We start from the raw sequence: 20,112 nt of genomic DNA on the forward strand, positions 1-20,112 counted from the left end.
TTGTCACCGCTTCTGTCGCCGCCTTTCTGATTCGCCATGAACACATCGAGCCAACCTGCAACCGATCGGCGCACCGTGCGTGCGGCCATTGCCCCGCTGCTTGGCGAGCCACGCATTTCCACGGCGCTGACATCGCAGTTGTTGGCCGGCGAGGTCGTGGAGGTGATCGATGGGCGCGGCGATTGGGTGCAGGTGCGCGGTATCGATGGCTACGAAGGATGGACACATGTCGGCTATCTCACGCCCAGCCAGGGCGGTGAAGCGGACTGGCGGTGGTCACTCGGATGTGTGGTTCGCGAGGCTCAAGGGGTGGTGCATGCGTTGCCACTGGGCGCACGTCTCGCGCCGTCCACCGATGTGCTGGAGGGGTTGGCGATACCGGCCGATGCCCGTGCGCCACATTTCCTGATGAATGGTGCGGCCATTGCTGCCAGCGCCGCTGCCTTGTTCAGTGGAGCCAGCTACCTGTGGGGTGGCGTGACGCCTTGGGGCGTGGACTGCTCGGGGCTGATGCAACGCATTGCCCTGTTGCACGGTGTCACGTTGCCGCGCGATGCGTGGCAACAGGCCCTGGCCACGGATGCCGTGACCGAGGATGCCGCTGCAGCCCATGCCCCGTCAGATCTGTTGTTCTTCTCGGATCGTGACGACCGGCGCGTCACCCATGTGGGGATGGCCTTGGGTGACGGTCGTATGGTGCACAGTGCCCTGACACGGGGCGGTGTAACCATCGAACGCCTCGACGCGGACGATCCATATGTGGCGCGGCTCCGTACGCAGTGCACGGGTGTGCATCGCCTTCGTATCCCCTGATGCGCGAAGCGTCGGCGTAGGCTGCCCGCCGACGCGGAATCAGCTCATCAACTGACCGTTGGCTGGTGGTACGATCGGCGCTGCTCCGCCACGCACGTGCAGCACGGCAATGGTCTGCGGTCGCTCATCGATGGTGACTGTCATGCGATAGTCGCCCACGATATCCAATGGCAGGTCGAGCTGCACGATCACCGGCATGTCGACATCGGCGGCATTGGGTGGCGGTGGTCCGATCTCCAGTTCTGCCTGCGATGTCCACAACTCGACGCCGCGTGGATTGATCCACCGGAGCGCCAACTGGTGGATGCCCTGATCGGAAGGCGAGGCCTTGATGCGCAGCACCAGCGTACCGCGCGGATGCAGACTGGGGAACTGGCCCACATGGACCGAGTCGAAAATGCCCAGGATGTTGAGCTTTCCTTCCTGGGAGATGTTCGCCGCGTCGGCGAAGAGCGCAAAGGAGACGTTCATGCCCCAAGCTAACGGCGCTACCAGCGGTCGGCACGCTCCCCCTAGATTTGAGCATGCCCTCTGACCCCGCTCCCGCCGCCGCGTCCCCCGCACGCCACGGCTTTGGGGCCACGGACGCCTGGTTGGTGTTCATGGCAGTGATCTGGGGGGTGAACTACAGTGTGGTGAAGGCTGGCCTGGCCTATCTGTCGCCACTGGTCTTCAACGGCACGCGTGTCGTACTCGCGACCGTGGTGCTGTTCACCCTGGCCGCCTTGGTGCGTGACGTTCCCTGGCCGTCGGGACGCCAGCGTATCCAGTTGCTGCTCATCGGATTGCTCGGCAACGGCCTCTATCAACTGTTGTTCATTTTCGGGTTGTCACGCACACGCGCTGGTGTGGCGGCATTGATCGTCGCTGCCACGCCGGCCTGGATCGCCATCATCTCGCAGATCATCGGGCGGGAACGTGTCACTGGCGTATCGCTGGTTGGCATCGGTCTGCAGTTGCTGGGCGTGGCCTGCGTGGTGGGCAGCACGCACGCTTTCGACGGCGAGGGTGGCGTGATGCTGGGCGCTGCGCTCATGGCCGGTGGCAGTGTTTGCTGGGCGTTGTTCACCGTGTTGCTGCAGCCTCATACACAGAATGCCCACCCGCTGCATCTCTCGGCCGTGACCATGTCGAGCGGAGCCCTGGTGATCGTGTCGGTGGCGCTGCCTGAGATGTTGCGTCTCGAGTGGAGTGCCGTGCCGCTGGCGGCATGGGGCTCGGTGGCGTACGCGGGAATTGGCGCGCTCGTGGTGGCCTATCTGCTGTACTACCACGGTGTGCGGGTGCTCGGGCCGACCCGTACCTCCATGTACAGCAACCTGCAGCCGGTGATCGCGTTGGGGGTGGCGTGGCTGATGCTGCATGAACAGCCCAGCGGATGGCAGTTGCTGGGGGCGGCCTTCATTCTGGGCGGTCTGTTGCTCACGCGGGTATCACGGAAGGCGATGGCTCCCGCAGAAACTCCTGAAGCATTGAGGCGCGCATGAAGGTGGTGTTGTTCGATATCGATGGCACGTTGCTGCGTACCGACGGCGCCGGTCGCCGTGCGATGGAGCGCGCCATGCAGGCGCTGCACGGTGCGGTTGGCGATACCGAGTACCGCTATGACGGCAAGACCGATCGACAGATCATCCGCGAACAGATGCGTGAAGCGGGCATTGCCGAGGATGCGATTCTGGCGCAGATGGATGTCCTGATCGCGCGCTACCTGGAGAACCTGGCGGACGAATTGCGTGATCGCCCCGATCAGGCGGTACTCTGCGCCGGCGTGTTGCCCTTGCTTGATCGGTTGCGCGGACGGGACGATGTGACCCTCGGCCTGCTCACAGGCAATGTGCAGCAGGGCGCTCGGCAAAAACTCGCCGCTGTCGGCGTGGCGTTCGATCAGTTTGTCGTGAACGCGTTTGGATGCGACCATGAGCATCGTCCCGAGCTTCCCTCCATTGCCCGCGGTCGCGCTGAGTCCTATCTGGGACGCGCGATTGCCGGTGATCAGTTGGTGATCATTGGCGATACACCCGCCGACATTCACTGCGGACGTTCGATCGGTGTGCGCGCGATTGGCGTGGCCACCGGACGCTATTCGGTGGAGGCGCTGGCTGAGCATGATCCTGCGGCGGTCTTCGTTTCCCTCGAGGACACGGACGCGGTGGTGGAGGCGATGCTGTCGTGAGTCTTGTCGGGCCGATCGCGACGCGAGTAGTAGGCATGGTGCGTGGACGCGAAGTCGATGCACTGGGCACGGCCACACTCGAAACCGATGGCTTGGTGATCGCCTGGCCACCTGCTGCTGCGTGGCGCCTCGATCTCGAAGGTATTGACGGGGTGGCGCTGGCCAACGCCTCGCTCACGGTGTACCTGCGTGAGCACGATGTGCTCGAGCTGTCGGGTGATGGTTCATTGCGGACGCTTGGCCTGGCATTGGTGGAGCTGGCATGTCGGGTGCCGGAAATGATGCGGGGCGGACGGGCGAGTGGCCTCACACTGTCGGCGGCGCATGATGTGACACTGCAGGGAGCGCATGATCGCTGGCTCGCACCTCTGTTGGCCGTGCGCCGCGCCATTCAGGGCGTGACTGATCCCGAACGACAGGTGGCTCTGCTCGATGGCGCGCGTCTGGCCGAGGAGATGCTGCGTGCGCTTTCGGAGATTGCCGCGATCCGATACCCCGAGGATGTCGCGCAACAGCGTGCGCTCGAGGCCGCGATGGAGGACGAGGCCGAACCCATGTTCGATGCCCTCGAACGTGTCGCCATGGCGGCGGCCGATCTGCGCGGCGGTGAGATGGACACGCGCATCGCGGATTGGCGACGCTGGATTGTGGCGGTGCAGGAGACGTTCTCGGCGTCAGACGAAGCTTGGAACGAGATTCGCTCACTGCTCGAAGAAGGGTAGGGCTGGGTCGTCAGTGCCCGCAGCCACAGTCGCTACCGCACCCGCTCTTGGGTTTGCGGGCGGCCGCGAACGCCTTCCACAACTGCGCGCCGGCATACCACACGGCGCCCGACACGATCAGCACCACGATCACCGTCGACATCACTGCCTCTCGGTTTGTCGTTCAACCAAAGCCCAGGGCGCGACCACCTGCGTACACCACCCAGGCCGCGCCGTAGGCCAGCCCCAGCATGTACACAAACTGGACGCCGGCCCACTTCCATCCGATCGCGCCACCACCTGCTTCGCGCACCGTGATCGCCGACGTGCTCATGCACATCAGGGCGAAGACGTAAAACACCATCAGTCCAACGGCGACGAGCGGTGAATACACCGGTCGACCGGTGGCATCCTTTTCTGCCCGCAGTCGCTCGGTGAGCGCAGCTTCGTCCTCACTGCCCACGCCGTAGATGGTGCCCATCGTGGAGACGAACACTTCGCGTGCCGCAAAGCTGGCGGCGATCGATACGCCGATCTTCCAGTCATACCCCAAGGGGCGTACCGCGGGTTCAATCGCGTGACCCACCCGACCGAGCACCGAGTGCTCGAGCTGCTGCTCCTGCTGCATTTCCGGTGAGAGCGCCGGATCCGGCGCCGTCTTCGGATACGTGGCCATCGCCCACAGGACGATGGACAGCGACAGGATCACCGTACCGGCGCGCTGCACAAACAACTGGCAGCGCTGGTACACGGAAATGACCAACGTCTGGAGACTGGGCCAACGATACGGCGGCAGCTCGAGAATCATGGGCCGCACCGGTCCCTTCAGCATCGTGCGCTTGAAGATCGCGGCAGCAATCAGCGCAGCCACCGTGCCGAGCAGGTACATGCCCAACATGGTCGCACCCTGCAGTGTGAGTCCGGGCAGCAGTGCCGTTGCCGGGACGAACGCACCAATGAGCAGCGTGTACACCGGCAAGCGCGCCGAGCAACTCATGAGCGGCACCACCATGATGGTGGCGAGGCGGTCCTTCGGGTCTTCGATGGTACGGGTGGCCATGATGCCTGGTACCGCGCAGGCATATCCGGACAACATCGGGATGAAGCTCTTGCCGTGCAGTCCCACTGATCGCATGACGCGGTCCATGAGGAACGCCGCACGCGCCATGTAACCGGAGTGCTCGAGCACGCCGATGAACGTGAACAGAATGGCGATTTGCGGCAGGAACACGAGCACAGAGCCTACGCCACCAAACACCCCGTCCACGATGAGCGACCGCAGGTCGCCTTCGGGAAGCAGCGTACCCACGGCGCTGCCGGCACTGGCAATCAGCGCCTCGATGCCATCCATCAGGGGAGCCGCCCACGTGAATACGGACTGGAACACCACAGCCATCAGCAACAGGAAGAGCAGTGGGCCACCGACACGATGCAGCGCTATTCGGTCGATACGATCGGACAGGGAGCTCGCGTGGGTTTCCTTGGTGCGCGTGACCGTGCGACCGACGACTTCGGCAATCCATGCGTAGCGCACTTCAGATTCGAGCCGCGATGGCCGGAATCCAGCGGCTTGCAGTGTGCCGGTCGCCTGTCGCACCGCATCGGCCAAGCCGGCAACCTCTGCAAGATGTGCGTCGGTGCGTTCCACACCGAGCACACGCAGCGCTTCCATGGCCGCTGCACCCGGCAAGAAGCCGTCGTCGATGAGGCGCATTTCGACAGGCGCCAGTGCCGTGCGAACGGTCTCCGGCAAAACAAAGCGACGCGTGGGCGCCGGCAACACCGCGGCGGTCAGCAGCGCCTGTTTGAGCGGCTCGATGCCTTCACCATTTTTGGCGACCGTGGGAACGATCGGCACGCCCATCTCGTGGATGAGCTCTGGGATATCGATGGTGATGCCTTCGGCCTGCGCCACATCGAACTGATTGAGCGCGAGGACCACCGGCACGCCCAGTTCGAGCACTTGGCTGGCGAGGAACAGATTCCGTTCGAGGTGCACGGCGTCGACCACAACCAGCACGACATCGGGACGCCACCGATCGGTGTCGCGGCGCTGCAGTACGTCCAGTGCGATCTGCTCGTCGGGCGAGCCGGCAGAGAGCGAGTAGCTCCCCGGCAAATCGAGGACGAGAATACGACGACCGTCGGGGCCTTTGAGACTGCCTTCGACACGTTCGACCGTGACGCCGGCAAAATTGCCGACGCGCTGGCGCAGGCCCGTGAGGGCGTTGAAGAGAGTCGTCTTGCCGGTGTTCGGATTGCCGATGATCGCCACGCGCAATGCGTCAGTGGCGACTGGCGACGGGGACGTGCTGGGCATGCTCATGATGCGCCTACCGGATGATCACGGGCACAGCCGGGAACGTCGCTACCCGCGGCCACGTCAGGGTACAAAGGGGCGCGCGCCGCTCAGGCGCGGGCCACGAGCTGAACGGTGATGCCCGCCGTCAGGGCGGCGCCAAGCGCCAGCCGTGTTCCCCGGACTTCCAGGAGCATCGCGTCACGAGCGTCGATCACATTCACGGCCGTGCCTTCGCACAACCCCAACGCCCGCAATCGACAGGCTTCGTCACCCGCACAATCGATGTCGACCACCGTGACCCGGGTTCCTGCTCCGCACGAATTGAGCGCACGCGTTACTCGTGGTGCGCTCGAGGCGGTGGTCGTGTCAGCGACCTGCAAAGTAGGGAGGGACAGTGTGGCCACCGTATCGGTTGAGAATGGTTCTCAAGGTAACGGCTTGAAGATACCCGAGTGGCTCAACCGCATGCAATGGTGATACGACTTATCGGCTTCCCGGGTGCGATCAGGCCGGCTTGCGGCGCGATGCCATCAGGCCGACGCCGATCAGGATGATCGTCAGGCCGATCACCTGTGCCACCGTCAATCCTGCCACAAACCGATCGTCCTTGGCGCGGAAGAACTCCACGATGAAGCGCTCCACACCGGCCACCACGCAATACAAGCCAAAGAGCCAACCGGCTTTGTGGGTGTGCTTCCGGAATGCCCACAGGATCGCAAACATGCCGAAGCCCATCACCGTCTCGTACAACTGCGTCGGGTGGACGGCAATTACCTCTGACGGGCTCGTTCCTGGCGGGAAAATGACGCCAAACTGTTGCGACATGACGGCCGCGGTGCTCGGCGGAGCGCCTTCCGGAAACTGCGTGGCCAGGAAGCCGTCCCAAGGGCGCCCGTAGTCGTCGCCCACCGCCCAGCAGCCGGTACGTCCCACGGCATACCCGGCGGCGATCGCGATACCGGCCACGTCGGCGATCCGCAGGAAATCGAGCTTCTTGTATCGGATGAAGGCGAAGCACAGCGCGACGGCCCCCATGAAGCCGCCCCAAAACACAAAACCACCGCGGCTGAAAAACGCCGATGGATCGCCCGTGAGCACCACGTAGTACGATTTGGCGCCGATGAGCGTGCCGATGAGCGCGGCCATCACGATGTCGGGGATCGCCGCCGCTTCCTTGTCTTGGCCTCGGCGCCACAGCTCGCGCTGACAAATGATCTGCGCGATGGCGAAGCCGGCCAACACCGCCAGACCGAAGCCGGTGATCTCCAGCGGGCCAAGCGAAAGAGTGGTCGGATGATGAACGATGGGCACGCGTCAGGGGGTGAGGCGGAATCGAAATCGGCGCAACGAGAGAAACCCGTACCGCGGTGGGTACCACGAGACGAAAAGTACCGCGGCGATGCTATCGCGCGCTGCTCAAGACAATCATACCCGGAATAGGCAGGGATGCGGTCGCGGTCATGTCGGGCGCGGCGAATTCCCCCCGCTGCAGGCGAAAGATGCCGGCGGCGGCGATCATCGCGGCGTTGTCGGTTGCCAGGCGCGGGGACGGCGCAAAAACGTGGCCTTTCCGCTGCTCCATGGCGTTACGCATGGCCGCCTGCAGTGCCTGGTTACAGGCTACGCCGCCACCAAGCACCACACGACTGCGGCGGTGCTGCCGCGCGGCACGTACCACTTTTTCGACTAGGGTATCGATGACGGCATCCTGGAATCCCCGCGCGATGCTGGCTCGCGCGTCGTCGAGGGTGCCCGTGCGCTCGGCGTCTCGCACCGCGTACAGCACGGCCGTCTTGAGACCGCTGAACGAACAGTCATAGTAGTCTTCGTCGGCTGGCGTCGATGACTTTCGCAGCATCGGTCGTGCGAACCGGTGTGGGTGCTTGTGCACCGGCGCTTCGGCCGTCGCTGCGAGTTGTTCGATGGGACGGCCACCCGGATAGGGAAGACCGAGCAGCTTGGCCACTTTGTCGAAGGCTTCACCGACGGCATCGTCGCGCGTCTGTCCCAACAGTCGGTATTCGCCCCACGCTGGCACATCCAGCAGCAGCGTATGGCCGCCGCTCACCAGCAACGCGGTAAACGGTGGTGCGGCGTCGGGATGCTCCAGCAGCGTGGCGAAGAGATGCCCCTCCAGATGATGCACGGGCACCAATGGCTTGTCATATGACAGGGCCAGTGACTTCGCGAAGCTCGTACCCACCAACAGCGCGCCCACCAACCCCGGCGCGTGGGTCACTGCCACGGCGTCGATGTCGGACAGCGAAACCTGCGCCTCCTGCAGCGCCGCGGCGACGGCCGGCACGATGCCGATGAGGTGCTGTCGACTCGCGATTTCGGGTACCACCCCACCAAACAGGCGATGCACATCCTGCGACAGGATCACACAGGACTCCAGCGTCATCGCTTCCGGTGTGCCTGACACCACGGCGGCCGACGTTTCATCGCAGGATGTCTCGATGCCGAGGACCCGCATAGGGCGTGAGCGCATGGCCTCGTTCATCTCCGCGTTCACCTGCGTATTCACATGCGAATTCACGTGCACGCTCAGGCGCTGGCCCGCAAGAACAGCCACAGCGCGATCGATAGCGCCAGAGCCGCCACCGCCCGTGCGAGTTGCTTGGGAGTGAGGCGCATCCCGGCGATCAGGACTTCGGCTGGGCGAGCAGTTGCTCGAGCAGCTTGCGGTTGCCTGCAGACGACCAGTCGTCTTCGCCGATCCACTTCTTCCGGATCACGCCGTCCCGATCGATGACCATCGTCTCCGGGACGCCAGTCGTCCGGTAGATGCCCTGGATCGTGCCTGCGCCATCGTGCAAGATCTCGAAGGTGAGCCCGTATTCCGCGACAAACTCGCGGATCTTCTGCCCGGCGCCGGCATCATCGACACTCACTGCGACGATCTTCAGCCCCTTGGGGCCAAGTTCCTTGTACAGCGCCTCCATGCTCGGCATTTCCTTGCGGCATGGGATGCACCAGGTGGCCCAGATATTCAGCACCACCACGTCACCACGATAGTTGGTGAGCGACTTGGTCTGAGCGGGTGTGTCGAGCGTCTGCGCGATGAATCCCGGCGCGTCGGAGCCCACGGTCACGCTGGTGAGTTCGTCTTTCAGGAAATGCGACGCCGTGAACGCCCCACCGCCGAGCAGCGCGATAATGCCAACAACCACGAGCCACTGTTGCTTGACGGTCATGCCGACTCCACGCAGAGGTTGCGCAGGACCGCGATTTCGGCGCGCGGATCTGCCGCCCCGAAGATCGCATTGCCCGCAACGAAGGTATCAGCACCGGCACTCCAGCAACGCTGGATGGTGTCGCGCGAAATGCCGCCGTCCACTTCCAGGACGGCATTGCTCTCCGCCTGGTCCAGGAGGAAACGCATGCGTTCGATCTTGTCCACCGAATAGTCGATGAACTTCTGGCCGCCATAACCCGGGTTCACGCTCATGATGAGCACGAGGTCGAGCATGTGCACCACTTCTTCGATGGCCGCCAGCGGCGTACCGGGATTGAGGGCGACACCGGCCTTCACGCCGAGTTCCTTGATGCGCGCGAGCTGTCGATCGAGATGTGGTGCGGCTTCCACGTGGATCGTGAGCACATCGGCGCCCGCCTTCACGTAGTCGTCGAAATACTTCTCAGGTTCCTGCACCATGAGGTGCACGTCGACCACCTTCTTCGTGCACTTCCGCACGGCTTCGATGACCTTCACACCGAACGACAGATTCGGCACGAAACGTCCATCCATCACGTCCACGTGAATCCAGTCGGCGCCGCCGGCTTCACACATCGCAATCTCGTCACCGAGGATGCGGAAGTCGGCACTCAACACGGAGGGGGCAATACGAACGGTCATCTGCGGGTGCGTCGGGAGTCGGCGGAAAATCAGCGCAGCGAGTGCTGCTGCAGTGTGTCGGCAGGATCGCGACCATCGCTCAGCACGAGGCTGATCGCGCTCTTCGTGGGCACGCGGGCGCCGGACACCGGGAAGGTGCCGAGCACAATACCGGCGGGCTTGATGGAGGGGCGGAACTGTACTTCCCCGACCTGCAGCCCGGCATCGAGGATGGCATTGCGTGCATCCCCTTCCTCGAGATCGGTCACGGCTGGCACCGACACGAGCTCTGGTTCGAGGGAGGCACTATCGGGTGCGGCGGGCGCAGCGTCTGCCGTTGGTGTGCCGGCCGGCTTCGCGTCGGGGATGCGCCCCTTGGAGATGGAGTCGAGCATGACGGCCAGCGAATCCACGCTATCGGTGCGGCCCGGTTCGAGCTTGTTCACCGTCATCACGCCAGCGCCGGCACCGATGGCCACACCGATCGCGGCGGCAATGAGCGCGCGCAGGCCCCACAGGCGGGCCAACCCGGAGGACGTCCGTCGGCGTGGAGAGGTCTTGGTGTTCGTGGCCATGATCAGAAATCAGGCAGAGCCGGAGGTCCGTCGCATGCGAACGGCGAATGCGCCGTCGAATCCATGCTGTTGCGGCAACACGCGCAGTCGGCCGCGGTCGATCACCGCATCCGATACCACACCAGCAGGCGGGGGTTCCACGACAAAATCGGGGTGTGACGCCAGGAATGCGTCCACCACCTCGTCGTTTTCCTCGGCTTCCAGCGAACAGGTGCTGTAGATCAGCAGGCCATTGGGACGCACCACGGCGGCCGCGGCGGTGAGAATCTGCCGCTGGAGGGCGCCGAGTACGGCAAAGTCGGATGCCTGCAGCCGCCAGCGCGCATCAGGATGACGGCGGAAGGTGCCCGTCCCTGTGCACGGCACATCCACCAGCACTGCGTCCACCGGATCGATGGAGGGCTGCGTCGCATCGGCGACCAGTGTGACCATGGCGCGATTCGATGACGTGGTATCGATGCCCAGGCGATCAAAGCCGCTGCGCATGCGATCCACGCGCGATTCACTCCGATCCGCGGCAATCACCAGGCGTGCCCGTCGTGCCATTTCGAGCGCCTTGCTGCCAGGCGCTGCGCACAGATCGGCGACCACACTGCCTTCCGGCACGTGTGCGTACTGCGCGACCAACGTGGCGGCCGGGTCCTGCACGTAGAACTGTCCGCGACGAAACGCATCCACTTCCGTGAGTGCGACCGGCCCGGTGATCTCGAGAGACTCCGGTACCAGCGGCACGCGGCGCGTGGACACGTCGGACTGCGTGAGGCTCTCGGCAAGCGCATCCGCCTGCACGCCATGCGGGCGTACGACCACGGGGGCCGGCGTGTTGTTGAGCGCAAGTAACTGTGCGGTTTCGGCGATACCGAACTGCGAAACCCAGCGCCCCACGACCCAGGACGGATGGGAGTGCTGAAGGGCCAGCGCGTCGACGGGATCAGCGGGCAGCGCAGGCTCGATGGTGGCGCGCTCCCGATCGATGCGACGCAACACGGCGTTCACGAGTTTCCCCGCGCCGATGCCATGCTTGCGTTTCACGGCTTCCACCGACTGTCCGATGGCGGCGTACGGGGGCACGCTATCCATCGACAACAGTTGGTAGGTGCCGAGACGCAGGATGTCGAGTACCCCGTCATCGAGCACCGACAGGCCACCGCGGATGCGCGTGGCCAGAATGGCATCGAGGCGTTCCCGATGACGCAGTACGCCCCAGACCAGTTCCTGTACCCAACGGCGATCGCGTGCGTCGAGTGTTGGGGTGCGTCGCTCGAAACTCTGATCGAGCATGTGGCCGGCGCGCACGTCGCCCAGGATACCGGCCGCGGCGCTGCGCGACGGCGTGATGGCCGTGCCCGGAGAGCGTGAGGGACGTTGCACTACTGCACTCACGACAGACCCGCAGCGGTGAACTGGTCTCCCACCGCCACACCACGTCCACGCGACCAGGCCAGCACCGGCATGCGTGGCTTACCACTTGGCTGCACATCGAGCACCCGCACGGCGCCTACGCCACAGCGCACGATCATGCCATCGGCATCGACACTGCGCACGGTGCCCGGCGGACTCGATCGAGTGGGTTCGTCGAGCGCATCGTCACTGCCATCGCCTACGAGACGCGCGCTGAAGCACTTCACGTCACCACCACGCAGCGTGCCCCAGGCTCCGGGCCGTGGATCGAAGGCCCGAACGACGCGCTGCACCTGAGTTGCTGGCGCCGCAAAATCGAGCTGCGCCGTACTGCGATCGATCTTTGCCGCGTAGGTCGCGAGGGTGTCGTCCTGCGGGACGGCGTGTGAAACGCCTGCGTCGATGAGCGTGAGCGCCTGCACGATGGCCAGGGCACCGACTTCGGCCAGCGTGTCGTGCAGTTCGCCGTAGGTGGTGTCGATGTCGATAGGCACCCGCACGACATGCAGCATGTCGCCTGCATCGAGTGCCGGCACCATCTGCATGATCGTCACGCCGGTTTCCGGCATGCCCTCCAACAGGGCGGCCTGAATGGGGGCCGCGCCACGCAGTGCCGGCAACAACGATGCATGGATGTTGAGTGTGCCGCGCGCGGGCAGGTCGATCACGGCCTTGGGCAGGATGTGCCCATAGGCGACCACCACCGAAATGTCCGGTGCCAGTGCGCGCATGTGTTCGAGAAATTCTTCGCCGCGGGGTTTGGCGGGCTGCAGTACGGGCAGTCCTTCTTCGAGCGCAACCTGTTTGACGGGCGACGGATCGAGTTGGGAGCGCGAACGACCGCGTGGGCGGTCGGGCTGCGTGACCACACCGATGACATCATGTCCCTCACCCAGGAGGGCCCGCAGCGGCGGCACGGCGAAGTCGGGCGTGCCCCAGAAAAGAATACGCATGGGGCGGCGCCCGCTCAGCGATCGGAGAGGGCGGAGCCGCTCCCGGAACTACTCCCGGAATTTGCCTCACGTTCGGGCGGCAGATCACCCACCGGCAGCACACGCAGCAGTTTCGGATACTTGCCCTTCTCGTGGTCCCAGTCCTTCATGGCCGATCGCTTCTTGAGTAGGCTGAGGCGATCGGTGAAGAGTTTGCCGAACAGGTGGTCGATTTCGTGCTGCAGGCAACGGCCGAGCAGGTTGGCGGCGTCGACTTCGTACCAATTGAGATCGATGTCCTGCGCGCGCACGATCACCCGCGCCGGCCGATCCACATCGGCATAGACCTCGGGAATGGAGAGGCACCCTTCCTCACCACGCTCGAGGCCTTCGCGGAGAATGATCTCCGGATTGATGACGACCAGACGCACATCGTCAGCGTCCACCACGGCAAGCCGCTCGAGGCGGCCCACCTGTGGCGCGGCCAGGCCAACACCCTTCGCCGCTTCCATCGTGTCGAACATGTTGTCGACCAGACGGCGCAATTCGGGCGTGACCGATTCCACCCGCTGCGTCTCCTGACGCAGCACGGGGGATCCCAGCACGTGAATATCGAGCAGTGACACGGTGTCTCCGACGGCCTCAGGCCGCGGGCGTGGTGGCGGAACCCACGCGGGCGATACGACCGCGTTCGATGATCAGGCGGGATTCGCCCGACTTGATCGTGATGCGGTCTTCCATCGTGGCGGCGCCATCCTTGCCCTGCGAGGCAATGTGCAGCACTTCGCCCACGATGCCGCCCGCCGTCACGATCTCATCGCCCTTCTTGAGGGTGCGGACCGTTTCGTCGTGCTTCTTGCGCTGACGCTGCTGCGGCCGGATCAGCACGAAGTAGAAGATCGCGAAGATCGCGCCGTACATGAAAATCATCTGCGGGATCGCGGTGGTCGGCGACGCCTGCAGAAGGGCAAAGCTGGCAATGACGGAAACGGTCATGAGACAGTCGAGCGGGAGTGATATCGGGCGAGCCAGTCACGACTCCAGCCCGCAAAGGTTCCGGCCAGGACGGCGTCCCGGGCCTCGCGCATCAGCGCCACGAGGAAATGTACATTGTGGAGGCTCAGGAGGCGCAGTCCGAGAATTTCTTCCGCCACGAACAGGTGGCGGATGTACCCCTTGGAAAACCGGGCACAGGCCGCACAGGTGCAGGTGGGGTCGAGCGGGCTCTGGTCGAGCCGCCAGGCGGCGTTTTTGATGCTGCGTCGCCCCGTCGGTGTGAAGAACGCCCCCGTGCGGCCCATGCGGGTGGGCGCCACACAATCGAACAGGTCGACGCCCCGGGCCACGCCTTCCACGAGATCCTCGGGAAACCCCACCCCCATCAGGTAGCGGGGGCGGTCCTTGGGCAGGACCTCGTTCACCACATCGAGCATCGCATACATGTCGGGCTTGGTTTCTCCCACCGACAATCCGCCGATGCCCACACCCACCCAGTCTGCGACACCCTGGATGGCCGACGCCGAGGCCCGACGCAGATCGGCATGAATGCCACCCTGCACAATCGGGAACAGGGCCTGTTCCGGCGTGGGGGCCAGGGTGTCTTCGCGCTGTAGCTGGTCGAAGGCGACGCGGCACCGTTCGAGCCACCGGACGCTCCGCTCCATGGCTTCGCGGGCCAGATCATGCGGCGACTGGCCCGGCACCACATGATCGAACTGCATGATCACGTCGGCACCCAGGTTGCGTTCGATGCGCATCACCGACTCCGGTGTGAACTGCTGCAGCGACCCGTCGAGGTGACTGCGGAATTCCACCCCGTCTTCCTGAATGGTGCGCAACCCTTCGAGCGAGAACACCTGAAAACCGCCCGAGTCGGTCAGCATCGGGCCTTCCCACTGCATGAAGCGGTGCAGACCACCGAAGGCGCGCACGGTTTCATCGCCCGGGCGCAGGCGCAGGTGATAGGCGTTCGACAGCACCATCGTGGCCCCCAGACGCTGCAGGTCTTCGGGGTCGAGTGCCTTCACTGAGGCCAGTGTGCCGACCGGCATGAACTGCGGTGTCTGCACAGGACCATGCGGTGTGTGGAACACGCCCGCACGGGCCTCACCATCGGTGCCTTCCACCGCAAACGAAAACGCGCTCACGACCTAGTACTCACAGCAGAACCATCGCGTCGCCATAACTGTAGAATCGGTACTGCTCGGCCACCGCCGTGCGATACGCCTGCATGGTCAGGTCATACCCCGCGAACGCCGCCACGAGCATGATCAGCGTGGAGCGCGGCAAGTGGAAGTTCGTGATCAAATGATCCACGCCACGAAACTGGTAGGGTGGACGCAGGAAGATGTTCGTTTCGCCGATGTAGGGGTGGATGACCCCATCCGGTGTGGCCGCCGTCTCGATGGTGCGCACGCTGGTCGTGCCCACCGCCCAGATCTTGCCCCCCCGTGCGCGCACCGCGTTCAGACGGGCGGCGGCATCGGGCGTGACCTCGCACCATTCCTCATGCATGACATGCTGCGACGGATCGTCGTCGCTCACCGGGCGGAACGTCCCCGCGCCAACATGCAGCAGCACATTCACCCGCTCCACGCCACGTGCGTCGAGCGTGGCGAGCAGGTCGTCGGTGAAGTGCAGCCCGGCCGTGGGCGCCGCCACCGAACCCGCCTGCGCGGCATAGATGGTCTGGTAGCGCGCGGCGTCGGCGTCGGTGTCGGAGCGTTCGATGTATGGCGGCAGCGGGATGTGTCCGTGCTGCTCGATGGCGCTCTGCACCGAAGAGAATTCCGGCGCATGCAACTTCACGATGCGGGTGCGTCGTGGCGTCGTGTCCACGATTTCCACCGTGAAGCCGGGAGCGATGGTCACCGTGCGACCGGGACGCAGCTTCCCCCCGGGATGGATCATCGCTTCGTAGTGTGCATCGCGCAGATGACGCAGCAGCAGAATCTCGGCCGGTCCACCACTCTCGCGATGCCCCAGCAACCGGGCCCGAAACACCTTGGTCGTGTTGAGCACCACTGCATCACCAGCCGGGATCAGTGATACCACATCACGAAACTGGCGATGGGTCAGCGACCCGCTCTCCCGGTCCACGACGAGCAAACGACTCGCATCACGCGGCTCCACGGGGAGCTGCGCGATGCGCTCCTCGGGGAGCTCATAGTCGTAGTCGGCGGTGCGATCCCCATCGACGCGACGAAGCTCTGGGAGCACGTCGGCGGCGGGATCTGCACTACCGTGCGGATTGGACGGGGCAGTCATGAGAGCCCGGAAAGACAATCGAAACGAGCGTCCGACGCAACGGTTTTAGAAAAGGCCAGGCTGCTCCGCACTGCCGACGGGTGGGACGAACCCCAGGTGTCGGTACGCACGTGCGGTGGCCACGCGGCCCCGGGGGGTGCGTTGGAGAAACCCGTGCTGTACGAGGAACGGTTCATATACCTCCTCGATCGTGCCGGGATCCTCGCCGATGGCTGCGGCCATGGTACTGAGCCCCACCGGGCCACCCTCGAACTTCTCGATGATGGCACGCAGCAGGCGGCCGTCCATGTCATCGAGTCCGAAGTGGTCCACGTCGAGCAAGGCGAGCGCGGCCTCCGCGACCTCGCGCGTGATACGGCCATTCGCGCGCACCTCGGCATAGTCGCGCACGCGGCGCAGCAGACGATTCGCCACACGCGGTGTGCCCCGGGAACGCCGGGCGATTTCATGCGCGCCGTCGGCATCCATTTCCACACGCAACACCTCACCCGTGCGACGGACGATCACTTCCAGATCCTCCACGGGATAGAACCCCAGTTGATGCACGATGCCGAACCGGGCCCGCAGTGGCGCGGTGAGCATGCCGAGTCGTGTGGTCGCACCAACGAGCGTGAACCGCTCGATGTTCATCGGTACCGTGCGTGCGTTGGGCCCGTCGGCCAGCCGGATGTCGATCCGATAGTCCTCCATCGCCGAATAGAGGAATTCCTCAATCACCGGACGCAGGCGATGGATTTCATCGATGAAGAGCACATCCCCTTCCCGCAGACTCGTCAGGGGGGCCACGAGATCGCCGGGCTTCTCGAGGGCCGGCCCCGACGTCACGGTGAGATTGACCCCCAGTTCCCGCGCGATGAGGTCGGCCAAGGTGGTCTTGCCCAGTCCTGGCGGCCCGAAGAAAAGCAGATGGTCGACAGGCTCCTTTCGGGCCCGGGCCGCGTCGAGTGCGATAGTCAGGCTCTCCTTCACCCGGCTCTGGCCGATGAATTCGGCCAATCGCTGCGGGCGGAGGGACAGCTCGACCGCGGTATCTTCGGTCAGCACTTCCGGGGTGGTGATCTCGGCGCGGCTCATACCCGGAAGATATCCCGGCACCCCCGGACTTGGCGGGGGTAATTGATAGTCGACGGGTTCCATGCAGCATTCCGGCTGTGACTGCGTATCTTGATGAGATTCCCGTCCCGACAAGCGAGCCAGACCCCATGCATCGTCGCCTCAGCTCCGCGCTTTCCCTGACCGGTGTCGCCGCCCTTGTGGTAGCTTCGTCGGCCTTCACGACCCCCGCCAAGCCCACCCGTCCTGCGCCCGCCAAGGCCGCGCCGACGACGGTGGCCAACCCGGTCGCGAAAACCGCCGGCAAGACCGCCCTGGTGGTGGCCGATGACGCGGTCAATATCGACTGGCGTGTGCTGGCCGGTCTCGACTACTCCAACGGCAAGTCCACCGACACGCTGAAGAAGCTGGACGGCAAGCTGGTGCGCCTGCCGGGCTTCGTGGTGCCGCTCGACGACTTCCAGGAGGAAGGCGCCGAATTCCTGCTGGTACCGTACTACGGCGCCTGCGTGCACACGCCACCGCCGCCGCCCAATCAGATCGTGATGGTGGAGATGTCGGGGAAGAAGTCGGTGAAGCTGAATCTCTTCGACGCCGTGTGGATGTCAGGGCGGCTCAAGATCTCGTCGATCGAAAGCCCGTACGGCACGGTCGGCTATCAGCTCGAAGGCCTCAAGGTCGAACCCTACTCGTCGAAATGACGGGCGCAGCGGCCGCGTCGGCCGTTGAGCTTTCCCGGGTGCGCTTCGCCTACAAGGCGGGGCACGACGTGCTGTCGATCGATTCGCTGACCATCGCTCGTGGCGAGACAGTGTTTCTGCATGGGCCGAGCGGCAGTGGCAAGACCACGCTGCTCGGCCTTCTCGCAGGGGTGCTGCAAGCCACCAGCGGTGAAGTGCGTGTCCTGGGAGAGAACTTCGCCGCCATGTCGAGCGGTGCGCGTGATGCTTTCCGCGCCCGCCATCTGGGCTATGTGTTTCAGATGTTCAACCTCATCCCGTACCTCTCGGTGCGGGAGAACATCCTGTTGCCGATCCGCCTCGAACCGCTGCGTCGCCAGCGACTCGGTGCGCAGTCGTTCGATGCCGCGGTGCAGGATGTGGCATCACAGCTCGATATCGCACGCTATCTCGATTCACCCATCGCAGAACTGAGCGTGGGACAGCAGCAGCGTGTCGCGGCTGCGCGGGCGCTGATTGGGCATCCGGAAGTGGTGATCGCTGATGAACCCACCAGTGCACTCGATACCGACCGTCGGGAGCAGTTTCTCGAGTTGTTGTTCCGTTCGTGCGAGAAGGCAGGTGCCACGCTGATTTTCGTGAGTCATGATCACACGCTGATGCCCCTGTTCTCGCGCATCGTGGAGCTGGCGGAGATCAACAAGGCCGCGCAGCGCGCAGGAGCTGGCGCATGATGCTCATTTTGCGACTCGCCCTGGCGTCTTTGCGCAGTCGACTGCTCACCACGGCCTTGACGGTTGCGTCGATCGCGCTGTCGGTGACGCTGCTGGTGGGGATCGAGACGGTGCGCGCCGGTGTGCGCGAGAGTTTTGCCGGCACCATTCGTGGCGTCGATCTCATTGTCGGTGCGCGGGGTGGCACACTGCAGATTCTGTTGAGCAGTGTGTTCGGCATCGGTTCTCCGGCCGGTTCGGTGAAGGTCTCCACCATGGAACACTGGGCGGAGCATCCGGCGGTGAAGTGGGTGGTGCCGTATTCACTCGGCGACAGCCACCGCGGGTTCCGCGTGGTGGGCACCAGCACCGAGTTCTACGAGCGATATCGCTTCCGGCAGAACAATCAGATCACGTTTGCGGCCGGCCGTGCGGCACAGTCCGACAACGAAGTGGTGGTTGGCAGCGAGGTCGCGGAGCGTCTCAAGTACACGGTGGGCACGCCGGTGGTGGTCACGCATGGCATGCGCGACATCGGCACTTCCAGCCACGATGCCCATCCGTTCCATGTCGTTGGTGTGCTCGAGCGCACGTTCACGCCGATCGACCGGTCGGTGTACGTCACGCTGGAGGGCATCGAAGCGATGCACGAGGGCACGGAAACGGCGGAGCCCAAAGTGCTGTCGCCGCGCCCCGATTCAGCGCCCAAGCGTGCCACCGCTGCTCGTCCGGCGCCTGGCTCGAAGGAATCGATCATCGAGGCCAACAAGCGTCGAGCGGCTGCCGTGCCGGTGGCTCCACCGCCAGGTACACCGATGGCGATGCCCGGTGCGGAGCCGCCTCCGGGTACGCCCATGGTGATGCCGGGTGCTTCTCCGCCGCCGGCCGCTGCCGCCTCTCCAGCGCAGGGGGCACCACTGGTCATGCCCGGTGCAGAGCCGCCGCCTGCGGTGATGGAGCAGGTGAACAGGGCGGCCGATGCGGCGCGTGCCGCTGCGGCCGAGCGTCGCCAGCAGACGGCCGCACCGACGCCGGCGCCCGCGGAAGCGGATAGTGCCGAAGAACATCATGATCACGGCGACCATCAGATCACGGCGTTTTTTGTGGGCACGAAGAACCGTTTCGAAGCCCTGATGTTGCAGCGTGAGATGAACACGGATCTCGTGGAGCCACTGACCGCGATCATCCCTGGTGTCGCACTCGGCGAGCTGTGGCAGAACATCGGCAGCGCCGAGGTGGGGCTGCGGGTCATCGCGATCTTCGCGGTGGCGATCAGCATCACCGGCATGCTGGTGGCGCTGTATTCGTCGCTGGAAGCGCGTCGACGTGAGATGGCCATTCTGCGTGCCATCGGTGCCGGCCCACGCACCATCATTGCGTTGCTGGTCATCGAAAGCACGGTGCTGGCGATCATTGGCTGCGTGATCGGTGTGGCTGCCGTGTATGCGGGTCTGGCGCTTGCGCAGGGGCCCATCGAACAGCGCTTCGGCCTGCACCTCGCGCTGCGTGCACTGGGTCAGACGGAGTACATCTACCTCGGCATCATCGTCGTGTCGGGCATGCTGATCGGCTTCGTGCCGGCATGGAAGGCGTATCGCACGACACTTGTCGACGGGTTGAGTCCGCGCGCGTAGCCACGTTGTCACCGCGCGGCGGGTGCGCTC

General features: G+C 64.6%; 23 protein-coding genes. 7 read left to right on the forward strand and 16 right to left on the reverse strand.

Annotation, left to right across the window (positions count from 1 at the left end):
* Window positions 1-36 precede the first annotated feature (36 nt).
* The gene (locus GAU_RS03110) at window positions 37-813 is read left to right on the forward strand and encodes a C40 family peptidase (RefSeq protein ID WP_041265212.1); all 777 of its coding nucleotides are present in this window, start codon (window positions 37-39) and stop codon (window positions 811-813) included.
* A gap of 39 nt (window positions 814-852) precedes the next feature.
* Here GAU_RS03110 and GAU_RS03115 read toward each other — a convergent pair whose 3' ends face one another.
* Entirely contained in the window at window positions 853-1,284 is a 432-nt protein-coding gene (locus GAU_RS03115; RefSeq protein ID WP_012682101.1) for a DUF6941 family protein, read from the reverse strand.
* A gap of 53 nt (window positions 1,285-1,337) precedes the next feature.
* On the opposite strand from GAU_RS03115, the gene GAU_RS03120 reads away from it, so the two are divergent.
* The 3 genes from GAU_RS03120 to GAU_RS03130 are packed head-to-tail and all read left to right on the forward strand — an operon-like array spanning window position 1,338 to window position 3,708.
* Window positions 1,338-2,300, forward strand: a complete 963-nt coding sequence (locus GAU_RS03120; protein WP_012682102.1) for a DMT family transporter — start codon at window positions 1,338-1,340, stop codon at window positions 2,298-2,300.
* Entirely contained in the window at window positions 2,297-2,986 is a 690-nt protein-coding gene (locus GAU_RS03125) for an HAD family hydrolase (protein ID WP_012682103.1), read from the forward strand. Before GAU_RS03120 ends, GAU_RS03125 begins: the two co-directional genes overlap by 4 nt.
* Window positions 2,983-3,708 (forward strand): hypothetical protein, encoded by a 726-nt coding sequence (locus GAU_RS03130; RefSeq protein WP_156798880.1) that lies wholly within the window; start codon window positions 2,983-2,985, stop codon window positions 3,706-3,708. The genes GAU_RS03125 and GAU_RS03130 overlap by 4 nt, the downstream gene beginning before the upstream one ends.
* Window positions 3,709-3,718: 10 nt before the next feature.
* Here the strand turns inward: GAU_RS03130 and GAU_RS21745 are convergent, their stop codons facing one another.
* The 15 genes from GAU_RS21745 to ruvB all read right to left on the reverse strand — a co-directional run bounded on the left by GAU_RS21745 (window position 3,719) and on the right by ruvB (window position 17,076).
* Window positions 3,719-3,850, reverse strand: a complete 132-nt coding sequence (locus tag GAU_RS21745; RefSeq protein WP_083765419.1) for a FeoB-associated Cys-rich membrane protein — start codon at window positions 3,848-3,850, stop codon at window positions 3,719-3,721.
* A 21-nt stretch (window positions 3,851-3,871) separates the two neighbouring features.
* The gene (gene feoB, locus GAU_RS03135; protein ID WP_052574209.1) at window positions 3,872-6,013 is read right to left on the reverse strand and encodes a ferrous iron transport protein B; all 2,142 of its coding nucleotides are present in this window, start codon (window positions 6,011-6,013) and stop codon (window positions 3,872-3,874) included.
* Window positions 6,014-6,096: 83 nt separating this feature from the next.
* A complete protein-coding gene (locus GAU_RS21750; protein WP_012682106.1) occupies window positions 6,097-6,393 on the reverse strand; it encodes a FeoA family protein in 297 nt (98 codons plus the stop codon).
* A 100-nt stretch (window positions 6,394-6,493) separates the two neighbouring features.
* Window positions 6,494-7,300, reverse strand: a complete 807-nt coding sequence (gene lgt / locus GAU_RS03145) for a prolipoprotein diacylglyceryl transferase (RefSeq protein WP_012682107.1) — start codon at window positions 7,298-7,300, stop codon at window positions 6,494-6,496.
* Between the two features lie 91 nt (window positions 7,301-7,391).
* Window positions 7,392-8,465, reverse strand: a complete 1,074-nt coding sequence (gene tsaD / locus GAU_RS03150; RefSeq protein WP_012682108.1) for a tRNA (adenosine(37)-N6)-threonylcarbamoyltransferase complex transferase subunit TsaD — start codon at window positions 8,463-8,465, stop codon at window positions 7,392-7,394.
* A 169-nt stretch (window positions 8,466-8,634) separates the two neighbouring features.
* Window positions 8,635-9,186, reverse strand: a complete 552-nt coding sequence (locus tag GAU_RS03155; protein ID WP_012682109.1) for a peroxiredoxin family protein — start codon at window positions 9,184-9,186, stop codon at window positions 8,635-8,637.
* On the reverse strand, window positions 9,183-9,848 hold the full coding sequence (rpe, locus tag GAU_RS03160) for a ribulose-phosphate 3-epimerase (protein ID WP_012682110.1): 666 nt from the start codon (window positions 9,846-9,848) through the stop codon (window positions 9,183-9,185). Before rpe ends, GAU_RS03155 begins: the two co-directional genes overlap by 4 nt.
* Window positions 9,849-9,877: 29 nt before the next feature.
* Window positions 9,878-10,402, reverse strand: coding sequence for a PASTA domain-containing protein (locus GAU_RS03165; protein WP_012682111.1), 525 nt, complete (start codon window positions 10,400-10,402; stop codon window positions 9,878-9,880).
* A 9-nt stretch (window positions 10,403-10,411) separates the two neighbouring features.
* Window positions 10,412-11,773 carry a 16S rRNA (cytosine(967)-C(5))-methyltransferase RsmB gene (rsmB, locus tag GAU_RS03170; protein ID WP_052574210.1) on the reverse strand — a complete coding sequence of 454 codons (1,362 nt, stop codon included), beginning with the start codon at window positions 11,771-11,773 and terminating at the stop codon, window positions 10,412-10,414.
* An 8-nt stretch (window positions 11,774-11,781) separates the two neighbouring features.
* The gene (fmt, locus tag GAU_RS03175; protein ID WP_012682113.1) at window positions 11,782-12,756 is read right to left on the reverse strand and encodes a methionyl-tRNA formyltransferase; all 975 of its coding nucleotides are present in this window, start codon (window positions 12,754-12,756) and stop codon (window positions 11,782-11,784) included.
* Window positions 12,757-12,770: 14 nt separating this feature from the next.
* On the reverse strand, window positions 12,771-13,361 hold the full coding sequence (gene def / locus GAU_RS03180) for a peptide deformylase (RefSeq protein ID WP_012682114.1): 591 nt from the start codon (window positions 13,359-13,361) through the stop codon (window positions 12,771-12,773).
* Between the two features lie 16 nt (window positions 13,362-13,377).
* Window positions 13,378-13,731 (reverse strand): preprotein translocase subunit YajC, encoded by a 354-nt coding sequence (gene yajC / locus GAU_RS20295; RefSeq protein WP_012682115.1) that lies wholly within the window; start codon window positions 13,729-13,731, stop codon window positions 13,378-13,380.
* Complete coding sequence (gene tgt / locus GAU_RS03190; protein WP_012682116.1) at window positions 13,728-14,882, reverse strand: tRNA guanosine(34) transglycosylase Tgt; 1,155 nt, start codon at window positions 14,880-14,882, stop codon at window positions 13,728-13,730. Before tgt ends, yajC begins: the two co-directional genes overlap by 4 nt.
* 10 nt (window positions 14,883-14,892) lie before the next feature.
* Entirely contained in the window at window positions 14,893-16,002 is a 1,110-nt protein-coding gene (gene queA, locus GAU_RS03195; protein ID WP_083765420.1) for a tRNA preQ1(34) S-adenosylmethionine ribosyltransferase-isomerase QueA, read from the reverse strand.
* Window positions 16,003-16,047: 45 nt separating this feature from the next.
* Window positions 16,048-17,076: a Holliday junction branch migration DNA helicase RuvB gene (gene ruvB / locus GAU_RS03200; RefSeq protein WP_012682118.1), complete on the reverse strand. Its 1,029-nt coding sequence runs from the start codon at window positions 17,074-17,076 to the stop codon at window positions 16,048-16,050.
* A gap of 128 nt (window positions 17,077-17,204) precedes the next feature.
* Here ruvB and GAU_RS20300 point away from each other — a divergent pair, with 128 nt between their 5' ends.
* Genes GAU_RS20300 through GAU_RS20305 form a run of 3 tightly spaced genes read left to right on the forward strand, consistent with a single transcriptional unit; the run spans window position 17,205 to window position 20,082 of the window.
* Entirely contained in the window at window positions 17,205-17,756 is a 552-nt protein-coding gene (locus GAU_RS20300; protein ID WP_052574211.1) for a DUF3299 domain-containing protein, read from the forward strand.
* Window positions 17,753-18,469, forward strand: a complete 717-nt coding sequence (locus tag GAU_RS03210) for an ABC transporter ATP-binding protein (RefSeq protein ID WP_012682120.1) — start codon at window positions 17,753-17,755, stop codon at window positions 18,467-18,469. The genes GAU_RS20300 and GAU_RS03210 overlap by 4 nt, the downstream gene beginning before the upstream one ends.
* Window positions 18,466-20,082 carry an ABC transporter permease gene (locus tag GAU_RS20305; protein WP_012682121.1) on the forward strand — a complete coding sequence of 539 codons (1,617 nt, stop codon included), beginning with the start codon at window positions 18,466-18,468 and terminating at the stop codon, window positions 20,080-20,082. Before GAU_RS03210 ends, GAU_RS20305 begins: the two co-directional genes overlap by 4 nt.
* Window positions 20,083-20,112: the final 30 nt, after the last annotated feature.

Source organism: Gemmatimonas aurantiaca T-27, from assembly GCF_000010305.1.
Classification (GTDB): domain Bacteria; phylum Gemmatimonadota; class Gemmatimonadetes; order Gemmatimonadales; family Gemmatimonadaceae; genus Gemmatimonas; species Gemmatimonas aurantiaca.